10 protein-coding genes and 1 tRNA gene are annotated in these 12838 nt (G+C 60.2%); 4 read left to right on the top strand and 7 right to left on the bottom strand.

The genetic code is table 11. The features are described 5' to 3' along the window. Positions 1-12: 12 nt before the first annotated feature. The 6 genes from clpX to AC8GFZ_RS10535 form a co-directional block, all read right to left on the bottom strand. Positions 13-1278, bottom strand: a complete 1266-nt coding sequence (gene clpX / locus AC8GFZ_RS10560) for an ATP-dependent Clp protease ATP-binding subunit ClpX (protein WP_506644842.1) — start codon at positions 1276-1278, stop codon at positions 13-15. 101 nt (positions 1279-1379) lie between these two features. Continuing rightward, positions 1380-1988 carry an ATP-dependent Clp endopeptidase proteolytic subunit ClpP gene (gene clpP, locus AC8GFZ_RS10555; RefSeq protein WP_506644841.1) on the bottom strand — a complete coding sequence of 203 codons (609 nt, stop codon included), beginning with the start codon at positions 1986-1988 and terminating at the stop codon, positions 1380-1382. Further along, entirely contained in the window at positions 1985-3298 is a 1314-nt protein-coding gene (tig, locus tag AC8GFZ_RS10550) for a trigger factor (protein WP_506644840.1), read from the bottom strand. The genes clpP and tig overlap by 4 nt, the downstream gene beginning before the upstream one ends. Before the next feature lie 61 nt (positions 3299-3359). Beyond that, positions 3360-3446 (bottom strand) — tRNA-Leu (locus tag AC8GFZ_RS10545). 105 nt (positions 3447-3551) lie between these two features. Beyond that, entirely contained in the window at positions 3552-6665 is a 3114-nt protein-coding gene (locus tag AC8GFZ_RS10540) for an efflux RND transporter permease subunit (RefSeq protein ID WP_506644839.1), read from the bottom strand. A 6-nt stretch (positions 6666-6671) separates the two neighbouring features. Beyond that, positions 6672-7889: an efflux RND transporter periplasmic adaptor subunit gene (locus AC8GFZ_RS10535; protein WP_506644838.1), complete on the bottom strand. Its 1218-nt coding sequence runs from the start codon at positions 7887-7889 to the stop codon at positions 6672-6674. A 125-nt stretch (positions 7890-8014) separates the two neighbouring features. On the opposite strand from AC8GFZ_RS10535, the gene AC8GFZ_RS10530 reads away from it, so the two are divergent. From AC8GFZ_RS10530 to hpnE, 3 genes are read left to right on the top strand one after another with little or no spacing between them, the layout of a single operon-like run. Then, positions 8015-8857 carry a squalene/phytoene synthase family protein gene (locus AC8GFZ_RS10530; RefSeq protein WP_506644837.1) on the top strand — a complete coding sequence of 281 codons (843 nt, stop codon included), beginning with the start codon at positions 8015-8017 and terminating at the stop codon, positions 8855-8857. 14 nt (positions 8858-8871) lie between these two features. Further along, the gene (gene hpnD / locus AC8GFZ_RS10525; protein WP_506644836.1) at positions 8872-9711 is read left to right on the top strand and encodes a presqualene diphosphate synthase HpnD; all 840 of its coding nucleotides are present in this window, start codon (positions 8872-8874) and stop codon (positions 9709-9711) included. Continuing rightward, positions 9708-10985, top strand: coding sequence for a hydroxysqualene dehydroxylase HpnE (hpnE, locus tag AC8GFZ_RS10520; RefSeq protein WP_506644835.1), 1278 nt, complete (start codon positions 9708-9710; stop codon positions 10983-10985). The genes hpnD and hpnE overlap by 4 nt, the downstream gene beginning before the upstream one ends. Here the strand turns inward: hpnE and AC8GFZ_RS10515 are convergent. After that, positions 10947-11654 (bottom strand): HAD family hydrolase, encoded by a 708-nt coding sequence (locus tag AC8GFZ_RS10515; protein ID WP_506644834.1) that lies wholly within the window; start codon positions 11652-11654, stop codon positions 10947-10949. The genes hpnE and AC8GFZ_RS10515 overlap by 39 nt on opposite strands. Between AC8GFZ_RS10515 and hemH the strand changes: the two genes are divergently transcribed. Continuing rightward, positions 11653-12774: a ferrochelatase gene (hemH, locus tag AC8GFZ_RS10510; protein ID WP_506644833.1), complete on the top strand. Its 1122-nt coding sequence runs from the start codon at positions 11653-11655 to the stop codon at positions 12772-12774. The two genes, AC8GFZ_RS10515 and hemH, sit on opposite strands and share 2 nt — an antisense overlap. The last annotated feature ends 64 nt before the right edge of the window (positions 12775-12838 follow it).

Genomic DNA, 12838 nt, shown 5'->3' with positions numbered 1-12838 from the left:
GGGCTTGGGGAATCAGGCCTTTTTGGCTGCCTCTCGGTAGACCAGCAAGGGGGGTTTGTTTTCATCGATGGTGGACTCGTCCACCACCACTTTTTCGACATTGCTTGCATTGGGAAGATCAAACATGGTGTCGGTCAGCGATTGTTCAAGGATGGAACGCAGGCCACGGGCACCTGTTTTTCGCGCCAAGGCCTTTTTGGCAATCGCTTTGAGGGCATTGGGGCGGATTTCCAGGTCCACCCCTTCCATGGCGAGCAATTTGCTGTACTGCTTGACCAAGGCGTTTTTGGGTTCGGTGAGGATTTGCACCATCGCGTCTTCAGTGAGCTCGCTCAAGGTGGCCACGATGGGCATGCGGCCGACCAACTCGGGGATCAACCCAAATTTGATCAGGTCTTCCGGCTCCACCTCACGGAACACATCGGTCAGGCTGCGCTGCAACTTGCTTTTGACCATGGCGCCAAAACCGATGCCGGAGGCTTCGGTGCGGTTTTCAATGACCTTCTCCAAACCCGCAAACGCACCACCGCAAATGAACAAAATATTGGTGGTGTCGACCTGCAAAAAGTCTTGGTTGGGATGCTTGCGACCGCCCTGAGGGGGGACGCTGGCCATGGTGCCTTCGATCAACTTGAGCAGGGCTTGCTGCACACCCTCGCCCGACACATCACGGGTGATCGAGGGGTTATCGGACTTGCGTGAAATTTTGTCGATTTCGTCGATGTAGACAATGCCGCGTTGGGCGCGATCGATGTCATAACTGCAGCTTTGCAATAACTTTTGAATGATGTTTTCGACGTCCTCACCAACGTAACCGGCTTCGGTCAAGGTGGTGGCGTCGGCCATCACAAAGGGCACATCCAGCATGCGTGCCAAGGTTTGCGCCAACAAAGTTTTGCCTGATCCGGTGGGGCCGATCAGCAAGATGTTGCTTTTGGTGAGTTCCACCTCGTCTTTTTTGGACTTTTCTTTGTGGCGCAGGCGCTTGTAGTGGTTGTACACCGCCACGGCCAATGAGCGCTTGGCCGCTTCTTGGCCAATGACGTAGTTGTCGAGGTTGTTTTTGATTTCCAGCGGGGTGGGCAAGTCACCACGCGCATCGCGGGCCGCGGTCTCTGGCGGCAATTCGTCACGAATGATCTCGTTGCACAGATCAATGCATTCGTCGCAAATGAAAACCGAAGGTCCCGCAATCAGCTTTTTGACCTCATGCTGGCTCTTTCCGCAAAACGAGCAGTACAAGGTCTTGTCGCTGGAGTTCGATTTCTTATCGGCCATGAATGCCTTCCTCGCTCAGGGTTTGACCAAATGATAACCAATTCGACCAGGGCCAAAGGCGACCGGTGGCTGCCACAGCCTTGGGTGCTGCGCGCAAGCGATCAAGGCCGCTTGGCAATGACTTGGTCAACCAACCCATATTCTTTGGCTTCGTCGGCCGACAGGTAGTAGTCGCGCTCGGTGTCGCGCTCGATTTTTTCCAGGGGCTGGCCGGTGCGCTCGGCCAAAATTTTGTTCAACTGCTCGCGGGTTTTGAGGATCTCGCGGGCATGAATTTCAATTTCAGTGGCCTGGCCTTGGGTGCCGCCCAAGGGCTGGTGGATCATGACCTTGGAGTTGGGCAAGCTGAAACGCTTGCCCTTGGCGCCAGCGGCCAGCAAAAAGGCACCCATGCTGGCGGCCATGCCAATGCACAAGGTGGAGACCTCGGGCTTGATGAAGTTCATGGTGTCAAAAATCGCCATGCCCGCGCTCACCGAACCGCCAGGGGAGTTGATGTAGAGCGAAATGTCTTTGTCGGGGTTTTCGCTTTCCAAGAACAGCAACTGCGCGACCACCAGATTGGCGGTTTGGTCATTGACGCCACCGACCAAAAAAATCACCCGCTCGCGCAGCAAGCGCGAGTAGATGTCGTAAGAGCGCTCGCCACGGCCTGACTGCTCAATGACGATGGGCACCATGCCCAAGGCTTGTGTATCTGTTGCACTCATGCGTTTTGTCCCATCAATTCTTCAAAAGAAACCGCCACATCGGCCACTTTGCCGTGGCTCATCACATGCTCGGTGACATTGGCCTCGATGACGATAGCCTCGACTTCGGCCAAGCGGCGGTTGTCTGAGTAATACCAGCGCACCACATCGGCGGGTTTTTCGTAGCTGGAGGCCAGATCATCAATGTGCTTTTTGATTTGCTCGGCCGTGGCTTGCAAGTTGTGGGCACGAACCAATTCGGCCACCACCAAACCCAAGCGCACCCGGCGCTCGGCCTGGGGGCGGAAAACATCGTCAGGGATGGGCGCGTTTTCGGCGTCTTTGATGCCACGCTGCTTGAGGTCGGCGCGGGCGCCTTCGATCAAACGGTCCACCTCGGCTTGAACGCTGGACTTGGGCAGGTCCAACTCGGCTTTGGCTGCCAGGGCTTCCAATGCTGCTTGTTTGTTGCGGGCCAGCAAACGCGACTTGAGTTCACGGTCGAGGTTTTTGCTGATGTCTTCGCGCAAGCCCGCCACGGTGGGGTTGGGCACGCCCAAAGAAACCGCCAGTGCATCGTCAACCTCGGGCATGTGGGCCGCCTCGGCTTTTTTCAGGGTGACCAAAAAGTCAGCTTGCTTGCCTGCCACGTCTTTGCCGTGGTAATCGGCGGGGAAGCTCAGGGGAAAGGTTTTGCTTTCACCGGTTTTCATGCCGCGCACGGCTTCTTCGAACTCTTTGAGCATTTGGCCTTGGCCCAGCATGAACTGGAAACCTTCGGACTTGCCGCCGTCGAACAACTCGCCGTCGATCTTGCCTTCAAAGTCGATGGTGACGCGGTCGCCATCTTCGGTACCGGCGCTGGCAGGGCGCTGGGTATAGGTGCTGCGCTGCTTGCGCAAAATTTCGATGGTGCGCTCAATGGCGGCTTCGCTCACCTCAGATGTGTGACGCGACACCTCTAAAGTGGCCAGGTCGGGCATCTTGACTTCAGGATAAACCTCGAACACCGCGTCAAAGGCCAACTCACCTTCTGGGGCGCCCTCTTTTTCACTGATGCGGGGCTGGCCAGCAACACGCAGTTTGGCTTCGTTGGCGGCCACCGAGAAAGCTTCGCCCACTTTGTCGTTCATGACTTCGTATTGAACCGAGTAGCCATAGCGCTGCGCGACGATGTTCATGGGCACTTTGCCCGGGCGAAAACCATCGATCTTGACCTGGCGGGCCAGGCGTTTGAGGCGTGTGTTGACCTCGGATTGGATGGCAGTGACCGGCAGGGTCAAGGTCATCTTGCGCTCGAGTTTTTCCAGGTTTTCGACAACTACGGTCATTTTCTCTCTCCTTATCGGGTGCATTGGGCCCCTTTGTGGGCCCGGGCCAGTGGGGGCATCTTGGTGCGCGGGGGGGGACTCGAACCCCCACAGTATTGCTACCGTCAGGACCTAAACCTGGTGCGTCTACCAATTTCGCCACCCGCGCGGGATTGCAAAACAGCAACGGGTGGCCTGTAGCACAGTCCACCCGCCTGAAATCGGTCAGCCAAGCATTCTAACCGCTCGCGACCCGTCCAAGCCGCCAGCAAGCCTAACGGCGCACCCGGAACCAGGCTGCGTACATGGCGGGCAGGCTCAGCAAGGTCAGGGCCGTGGCCACGATCAAACCGCCCATGATGGCCACGGCCATCGGGCCCCAGAAGACACTGCGCGACAAAGGGATCATGGCCAGCACCGCAGCTGCCGCAGTGAGCACGATGGGGCGCAGGCGGCGCACGGCAGCTTCGACGATGGCGTCCCAAGCAGGCACACCGTTGGCACGGTCTTGCTCGATTTGATCGATCAAGATGACCGCGTTGCGCTGAATCATGCCCATCAAGGCCACCACCCCCAGCAAGGCAACAAAGCCAAACGGGCGGTCCAAAGCCAGCAAAGCCGCAGCCACCCCAGCAATGCCCATGGGGCCGGTCAAAAAGACCAACAAGGAACGGCTAAAACTGTGCAGTTGCAGCATGAGCAGAGTGAAGATGATGAACAACATCAAGGGCACGCCAGCAGCAATGGCCGATGAACCTTTGGCGCTTTCTTCCACCGCACCGGCCACTTGGACTTGGTATGCGCCCTCGCCCCGGCTGGCCCATTGGGCTTGCAGCGCGTTGAGCGCTGGCAGCAGTTGCTCGGTCACGGTGGCGCCTTGCAAGCCCTCGGCAATGTCGGATTGAACGGTGATGGCGTAGCTGCGGTTTTCGCGCCACATCACACCCGGCTCCCAGGCAAACACCGGCTTGGCGATTTGGGTCAGCGGGATCGATTTGCCCGAAGCCGTGGGCACATAGGCGTTGCCCAAATCGCTGATGGCATCGCGCTCGTTCAAGGGCTGGCGCAGCACCATCTCGATCAAGCGGTCGCCTTCTCGGAACTGACCCACCGGGGTGCCCGAAAGCAAGGTGCGGGTGGCTTGGGCAATGGATTGGCTGGTCACCCCCAGGGCGCGGGCTTTGTCTTGGTCCACTTCCAGGCGCAGGGCTTTGACCGACTCGTTCCAGTTGTCGTTCACCCCACGGGTGTTGGCGTTGTCGCGCATCACCGCTTTGACTTCGTCAGCGCGTTGGCGCAGCACCCGCGGATCGGTGCCGACCACCCGAAACTGCACCGGGTAGGCCACGGGCGGGCCATTGGGCAAGAGCTTGACCCGCACCCGCACTTCGGGAAAGGCCTGCGCCATCCAACCGGGCAAGTCCAGGCGCAAGGCCTCGCGCTGCTTCAAATCTTTGGGCACGATGATGAATTGGGACACGTTGGATTGAGGGAAAACCGCATCCAAAGGCAGGTAAAAACGGGGCACGCCCGAACCCACCCACAAGGTCACGCTTTCCACTCCAGGGCGCGACAGCAATTGTTTTTCCACCTGGGTCGCCAAGGCCTCATTGGCCTCAATGGATGTCCCCTCTGGGAACCACAGGTCCATCATGACCTCGGGCCGGCTGGAGTCGGGGAAAAACTGCTGCTGCACCCGCCCCATCCCCACCAAGCCCAATCCCAACAAGGCCAAGGTCACAACAATGGTGGTCCATCGGTACTTCACGCAGGCATTGACGCTGCGCCGAAACCACCGATAAAAAGCCGAATCAAACAACTCTTCGTGCCCCTGACCCGGGGCGAGGGGACGCGACTTCAACAGCAAGGTCCCCAAATAAGGGACAAAAAACACCGACACCCACCAACTCAGCAACAAGGCCATGACGGTGACGGCAAAAATCGCATAGGTGTATTCGCCCACCGTCGACTTGGCCAAACCGATGGGCAAGAAACCCGCCGCGGTGATCAAGGTGCCGGTGAGCATGGGCATGGCGGTGACGTCATAAGCAAATGTGGCGGCGCGCACCTTGTCAAAGCCCTCCTCCATTTTTCGCACCATCATCTCCACCGCAATGATGGCGTCGTCCACCAGCAAGCCCAGGGCAATGATCAATGAACCCAAGGATATTTTGTGCAGACCAATGCCAAAGTAGCTCATGCACAAAAAGGTCATGGCCAACACCAGCGGGATGGTGATGCCCACCACCAAACCGGGGCGAATGTCAACGTACCACCCCCAGCGACCACCCTTGTGCAAGCCCAGCGAGACAAAACTGACCAACAACACAATCACCACCGCCTCGATCAGCACACGCACAAACTCGCCCACCGAGGAGGCCACGGCCTTGGGCTGGTCTTGCACCGACTGCAGGCTCACGCCCACGGGCAAGGTGGGGGTGATGGACACCATGGCTTCGTTCAAAGCTTTGCCCAAGGCGATGATGTCGCCGCCCTTGGCCATGGACACGCCCAAAGCGATGACCGATTGACCTTGGTGGCGCACCTTGACCACGGCCGGTTCGACATAGCCACGCCGAATCTGCGCCACATCGCCCAACTTCACATGCTGACCCGAGCTGCCGCGAATGGGCATGTGGCGCAACTGCTCAACGGTCTCAAATTGACCAGCGACACGAATTTGCACCACGTCCAACGGGGTTTGCAGCAGCCCCGCGCTTTCGACCGCGTTTTGCTGCCCGATTTGCGCCACCACCGCATTCATGTCCAAACCCAACTGGGACATGCGCTTTTGCGATACCTCGATGAATATTTTTTCGTCTTGCACGCCAAACAACTCGACCTTGGCCACGTCCTTGACGCGCAACAACTGCTGGCGCACCGAATCGGCAAATACCTTGGCCTCGGCGTTGGAGTACCCATCGGCCTGCAAGCCATAAATCACCCCATACACATCGCCAAAATCATCGTTGAAAAATGGTCCTTGCACGCCTTGTGGCAGGGTGTGGCGCATGTCGCCAATTTTTTTTCGCACCGTGTACCAAACGTCAGGCACCTCGCCGGGTTTGGAGTTGTCTTTGATCTGAAAAATGATTTGTGACTCACCGGGCTTGGAGTAGCTGCGGATCTTGTCCGCATAAGGCGCCTCTTGCAAACTGCGTTCGATCTTGTCGGTGACTTGTTCGGCCACTTGCTGGGCCGTGGCCCCGGGCCAATAGGTGCGCACCACCATCAGCCTGAAGGTGAAGGGTGGGTCCTCGTCTTGGCCCAAGCTGAAATAAGCCGCCACACCCAGCACCATCAACACCACCATCAGGTAGCGCGTGAGCGCCGGGTGGTTGATGGCCCACAGCGACAGGTTGAAGCCCTTGGCTTGCGTTGGATTCATGGCGCGCTACTTGGTGGTTGCAGCGGCAGCAGGGGACCGGCTGGGCGCTGACGGATTGGGCATCGCCGCTGGCGCGATGCTGGCACCCGCAGGTGCGGGGCCACCGCCCGGGGCGGTCTGGGTCGCGCCCAAAGGGGCGACCGTGGCCGGCACATATCGGGTGACCTTTTGTCCCGGCGTCAACACATGGACACCCGCAACCACCACCTCTTGTCCGGCTTGCAATCCCGAGGACACCACCACTTGGTTGCCATCAGCGGTGCCGATGTCGATGGCTTGCAGGCGCACCGTCATGCTGGCCGCGTCCAGCACCCACACCGCTGTTTTGCCGCCCTCTTGGCGCAAAGCACTGGTGGGCAATTGGATGGTCGGTTGGCGCGACCACGCATCGTTGCGCGGCAGCACCACTTGCACCGTGCTGCCCAGCGGCAGGCCGTCCCCTTTGGGCAGGCTGAGCTTGACGGTGAAGGTGCGGGTCACGGCATCGGCACTGGCCGCAATGTCACGCACCTGGGCCTGGGTTTCACGCCCCGTGCTCCAAGGTTTGACCGCCACCGTTTGGCCCACTTTGAGCAAGCCCAGTTTGTCCTCGGGTAAGGCGATCACCACATCATTGGCGCCCTCTTGGGCCACGCGCACCACCGACGTGCCCGCCGCCAAAACCTGACCGACCTCGGCCTCAATGGCGGTGACCACGCCACCGTGGTCGGCCGTCAAGCGGGTGTATGCCACTTGGTTACCCTGGGCGCGCCACTGTGCCTGGGCTTGGTCCCACTGGGCTTGCGCGGCTTTGAGGGTGGTTTCGCGCCGCTCCAATTCGGCCCCGCTGATGAAAGATTGGTCTTTGAGTTCTTGGTAGCGCTTGAAGTCGGACTGGGCCAATTCCAATTGGGTTTGCGCTGCCCTGACCTGGGCGCGGGCGGCATCGACAGCCAGTTCATAGTCGCGCGGGTCCAGATCGGCCAAGCGCTGTCCGGCCTTCACCCGTTGGCCCAATTCCACATGGCGCGCCACCAGTTTGCCCGCCACCCGAAAGCCCAAGCGGCTCTCGACCCGGGCACGGACATCCCCTGCAAACTCCACCCCTGCCTGGACATCCGTGGCCTGGATTTGTATCAATTTGACAGCGCGAACAGGTTCTGGGCGCATGTCGACAGGCTTGCAAGCGCTCAGGCCCAACAGGCAGGCCAAGGACACAAGTCGTGCCAAAGGGTGCTGAAACATAAAAGAATTTCTTTCTAAAGACATGCCGTGGAAATTGGCATCGCGATGGCAGCTTTAATTACTGACTAGCCGGTTAGTAATCTTATCCTGGGTCCACATTTTGTCAAGCGACAATGACCGCAACCATGCCCGCAGTGGATCATTACGAAAACTTTCCTGTTGCCTCGTGGCTGTGCCCGCCACACCTGCGCGGGGCAGTGGTTGCCATCTATCACTTTGCCCGCACCGCCGACGACTTGGCCGACGAGGGCAGCGACACGCCCGAGCAACGCTTGGCCCAACTGGCGGCTTACCGCCACGCATTGAACCAAGTGACGGCAGCGCAGATCAAGCCCAGCGGCGCCACCTCACCCCCCGCAACCACTGCTGCCAACAGCCCCCCTGCCCCTGACCGATCCAAAACGCCAGGGCTTTGGCCCCAGGTTTTTGCCCCGTTGGCGATACAAATTCAAAAACATGCCCTGCCCTTGAACTGCCTGCACGCTTTGCTCGACGCCTTTGAGCAAGATGTGCGCTACACCCAGCAGGGTCGGCGGTATGCCTCACGCGCAGAGTTGCTGGACTACTGTGCCAAATCGGCCAACCCCATTGGCCGATTGCTGCTGCACCTGTACCGGGCCAACGACGCAGCCGCGCTGGCAAAGAGCGATGCGGTGTGCAGCAGTTTGCAATTGATCAATTTTTGGCAAGACCTCAGCGAGGACCTGCCGCGCGGTCGCCTGTATCTGCCCAATGGGGCCGATTTGAGCGCCGAACTGGCCTATGCCCGGGCATTGATGCAGCAAGGTGCGCCGCTGGTGCACCGGGTGCCTGGCCGCGCGGGCTGGGAGCTGCGCTTGGTGGTGCAAGGTGGCCTGCGCATTCTTGACAAAATCGAGCGCACAGACCCTTGGCGTGAACGCCCGACCTTGGTCTGGCACGACTGGGTGATCATGCTGTGGCGCGCCTTGTGGATGCGCGCGCAATGACACAATCACCATCCATGACACCCCAACAGTACGTGCAAGAAAAAGCCGCCAGCTCGGGCAGCAGCTTTTACTACGCATTTTTGTTTTTACCGCCGCACCGCCGTGCCGCGATCACCGCCTTTTACGCTTTTTGCCGTGAAATCGATGATGTGGTGGATGAAGTGCCCGACCCAGGCGTGGCGGCGACCAAGTTGGCCTGGTGGCAAACCGAGGTCAAACGAGCCTATGAAGGCAGCGCCCAGCACCCGGTGATGCAAGCGCTCATGCCCTGCGCCCATGAATTTGGCATCCAAGCCGGCCATTTGCTGTCGGTCATTGAAGGCTGCCAAATGGACCTGACCCAAACCCGTTACCTGGACTACCCCGGCCTTCAGCGCTACTGCCATTTGGTGGCCGGCGTGGTGGGCGAAGTGGCTGCACGCATTTTTGGACAAAGCCAAGACCAGACCACCACCTACGCCCATACCCTGGGCCTGGCTTTCCAGCTCACCAACATCATCCGCGACGTGGGTGAGGACGCGGTGCGAGGGCGCATTTACCTGCCCATCAACGAGCTGCAGCAGTTTGAGGTCAAAGCCCAAGATATCTTGCAGCGCCAAGACTCGCCGCGCTTTCAGGCCTTGATGCGTTACCAGGCAGCCCGCGCGCACGAACTGTATGAACAGGCTTTTGGCTTGCTGCCCCCGGCCGACAAGCGCAGCCAAAAACCCGGGCTGATGATGGCCAGCATTTACCGCACCTTGCTGGGTGAAATCGAATCGGCCCATTTCCCGGTGCTGCACCAGCGGGTGCGGCTGACCCCCTTGCGCAAATTTTGGCTGGCCTGGAAGGTTCAGGCCCTGGGACGTTTTTGAAACGCTTGACCATCGTTGGAGGTGGCTGGGCGGGTTTGGCCGCTGCGGTGCGGGCCACCCAACTGGGTTGGCAGGTCAGCTTGTTGGAAGCCGCGCCCGTCTTGGGCGGGCGGGCCAGGCGCATCCACCACCAAGGCCTGACGCTGGACAACGGCCCGCACTTGTTGATCGGGGCCTATACCCAGACTTTATCTTTGATGCGCCAGTTGGGCCTGGACCCAGAGCACTTGCTCTGGCGCATGCCGCTGAACCTGCGCAACGCCGAGGGCGTCGGCTTGGAACTGCCCAACCTGCCCGCCCCGTGGAACCTGCTGTGGGGCATCACCGCGTCCAACGCACTGGACTGGCGCGACAAATTCTCCCTGTTGAGGGCAGCGGCGGGCTGGCAGCGCGCTGGATTTATCTGCCCGACCCGCATGAGTGTTGGCGAGCTGTGCGCTGGACTGCGGCCACGGGTGATCAGCCATTTGATCGAACCGCTGTGTGTTTCGGCCTTGAACACCCCCATGGACCAAGCCTGCGCCACCGTGTTTTTGCGGGTGCTGCGCGACGCTTTGTACAGCGGCCCTGGCAGTGCTGATTTTTTGCTGCCACGCAGCGACATGAGCGGCTTGCTGCCCGACGCGGCCCTGACTTGGCTGCGCGCCCAGGGTGCCCACGTCGAGTTGGGCCAGCACCAAAAAGTCTGCCCCACAGCCCAGAGCGCGGGCGACGCGGTGTTGCTGGCTTGCCCGGCTTGGGAGGCGGCCCGGCTGACGCAAGCCGTGAACCCCGCTTGGTCGGCCCAGGCCGCCCAATTGAGGCACGAAGGCATCGCCACGGTTTATTTGCGCCGCCCCTTTTCCAACGATGGCCATGGGCAAGGGAACGATCAAGGTCATGCGGTGTTGCCCAGGCCCATGCTGGCCTTGGACAGCGGCCCCACCGCGCCGGCCCAATTTGTGTTTGACCGCGGCGCGCTCAGCGGCGACCCGGCGCAGCGCGGCATCTTGGCCGCGGTGGTGAGTGCTTGCCAGGGCGAGCGAGACCACATGACCCAAGCGGTGAAGGCGCAAATCGAAAACCAATTGGGTTTGCCCGATTTGCAAGTCATCACCACGGTGGTGGAGCGGCGCGCCACTTTCAGTTGCACCCCCGACTTGGTGCGCCCCCCAACGCGCATTGGCCCCGGTCTGTGGGCTTGCGGTGACCATGTGCAAGGGCCGTACCCGGCGACCCTGGAGGGTGCGGTGCGCTCAGGCTTGGAAGTGGTGGACCAACTCACGCAGGGATGACACCGTCCAAGGGGGCGGACCCTCATGCACCCAAGGGGTACCCTCGCGGTTGAGCCAGACGCAGGGCATGCCCGCAGCACGGGCCCCCAGAATGTCCAGGGCTGCATCGTCGCCCACGTGCAAAACCGCCTCGGGCGCATGGTTCAAACGCTCTGCGGTGTGCCAAAAAATGCGCGGATCGGGCTTGGCGATGCCGCTTTCATGGGCACTGACCGCGCATTGAAAAAAAGTCCCCAAACCGACCCTGTGTACATCCGCATTGCCGTTGGTCAATGCGGCCAGTGGAAAGCGTTGGGCCAAGAAATCCAAGGTCTCCAGGGCATCGTCAAACAGCGTCACTTGTTGGCGCGCCGCAAAAAACACCTCAAAAGCGGGCACGGCCAAATCGGTGGGCTCCCCGGCTTGGGCCAAGGCTTGGCTGATCATGTCCCGGCGCATGGCGCTGAAATCGTGCGGTTTTTCGGCCATCGCCGCCAGCGCCCGGCTGCGCGCTTGCTGGACCCATTCGGGCTGGCTGTACATGGCCGCTGCGCCCGGCGCATGCGCGAGCAGCCACTGTTTCAAAGCTTGCTCGGCACGGACCATGATGGGGCCGATGGGCCACAAGGTGTCGTCCAAATCTAAACTGATGGCACGGATGAGGCTGGGGTGGGGGGCGGGTATATTCATGGGTGAGCGAGAATACCGCATGCCTGCCTCACCGCGCTTTGCCGCAGAACCCCCCTTTCACCATGGTCAAGCTGCCCGCACCGCGGTGCTGTTTTGCAACCTGGGCACCCCCGACGCCCCCACGGGCGCGGCTTTGCGCCGCTACTTGGCCGAATTTTTGAGCGACCCCCGGGTGGTGGAAATCCCACGCCTGCTGTGGTTGGCCATCTTGCACGGCATCATTTTGCGGGTGCGGCCCAAGAAATCGGCACTGAAATACGCCGCCATTTGGACCGAAAACGGCTCGCCTCTGAAGGTGTGGACCGAAAAGCAGTCCCAACTGCTGGAGCAGGCCTTGCAAGGCCCCGACAGCGCGGTGTTGGTGCGTTACGCCATGCGTTATGGCAACCCCTCCATCGCCCAACAACTCGAAGCGCTGAAACAAGACGGTGCCACCCGCGTGCTGATCCTGCCCGCCTACCCCCAATATTCAGCCACCACCACGGCCAGTGTGTTTGATGCGGTCTACCAATGGGCGGCGCGCACCCGCATCATCCCCGAGTTGCGCTTTGTCAACCACTACCACGATCATCCCGCGTACATCCATGCCCTGGCGCAAACGGTGCGGGCGCATTGGGCGGACAAAGGTCGCGGCGACCACTTGGTGATGAGCTTTCACGGGGTGCCCGAGCGCACCTTGCACCTGGGGGATCAATACCACTGCGAATGCCACAAAACCGCGCGCCTGATGGCCGAGCAATTGGGTTTGTCCAAGGGCCAATACAGCGTCACTTTTCAGTCACGTTTTGGCAAGGCCAAGTGGTTGGAGCCATATACCGAACCCACGGTGCGCCAATTGGCGCAAAACGGCACCAAACGAATTGACATTGTCTGCCCCGGCTTTAGCAGCGACTGCCTGGAAACTTTGGAAGAAATCGCCATGGAAGTGTGCGACGCCTTCATGGAGGAAGGCGGGGAAAGTTTTCACTACATCCCCTGCTTAAACGACCACCCGGAGTGGATCCAAGCCTTGGTCCAAGTGACCCACCAGCACACCGGTGGTTGGCCTTTGGGCCTGCCCAGCGAGGCCTCCGGGGCCATGTCACGGCAAGCAGCTTTGGAGATGGGTGCCACCGTCTGAGCATTCAGTGCCGGGTTTGTCCTCCAGCTTCAGAGTTTGCCAATCCTTGAACGAATAAAACATC

The organism is Limnohabitans rimovensis (SeqCode), from assembly GCF_965234775.1.
In the GTDB taxonomy this organism is placed as follows: domain Bacteria; phylum Pseudomonadota; class Gammaproteobacteria; order Burkholderiales; family Burkholderiaceae_C; genus Limnohabitans; species Limnohabitans rimovensis.
This window is presented reverse-complemented; position numbering and strand designations above follow the sequence as displayed.

Coding starts and splice junctions, on each gene's coding strand:
- clpX (WP_506644842.1), bottom strand. CDS start 1,278: ATGGCCGATAAGAAATCGAACTCCAGCGACAAGACCTTGTACTGCTCG.
- clpP (WP_506644841.1), bottom strand. CDS start 1,988: ATGAGTGCAACAGATACACAAGCCTTGGGCATGGTGCCCATCGTCATT.
- tig (WP_506644840.1), bottom strand. CDS start 3,298: ATGACCGTAGTTGTCGAAAACCTGGAAAAACTCGAGCGCAAGATGACC.
- AC8GFZ_RS10540 (WP_506644839.1), bottom strand. CDS start 6,665: ATGAATCCAACGCAAGCCAAGGGCTTCAACCTGTCGCTGTGGGCCATC.
- AC8GFZ_RS10535 (WP_506644838.1), bottom strand. CDS start 7,889: ATGTTTCAGCACCCTTTGGCACGACTTGTGTCCTTGGCCTGCCTGTTG.
- AC8GFZ_RS10530 (WP_506644837.1), top strand. CDS start 8,015: ATGCCCGCAGTGGATCATTACGAAAACTTTCCTGTTGCCTCGTGGCTG.
- hpnD (WP_506644836.1), top strand. CDS start 8,872: ATGACACCCCAACAGTACGTGCAAGAAAAAGCCGCCAGCTCGGGCAGC.
- hemH (WP_506644833.1), top strand. CDS start 11,653: ATGGGTGAGCGAGAATACCGCATGCCTGCCTCACCGCGCTTTGCCGCA.
- AC8GFZ_RS10515 (WP_506644834.1), bottom strand. CDS start 11,654: ATGAATATACCCGCCCCCCACCCCAGCCTCATCCGTGCCATCAGTTTA.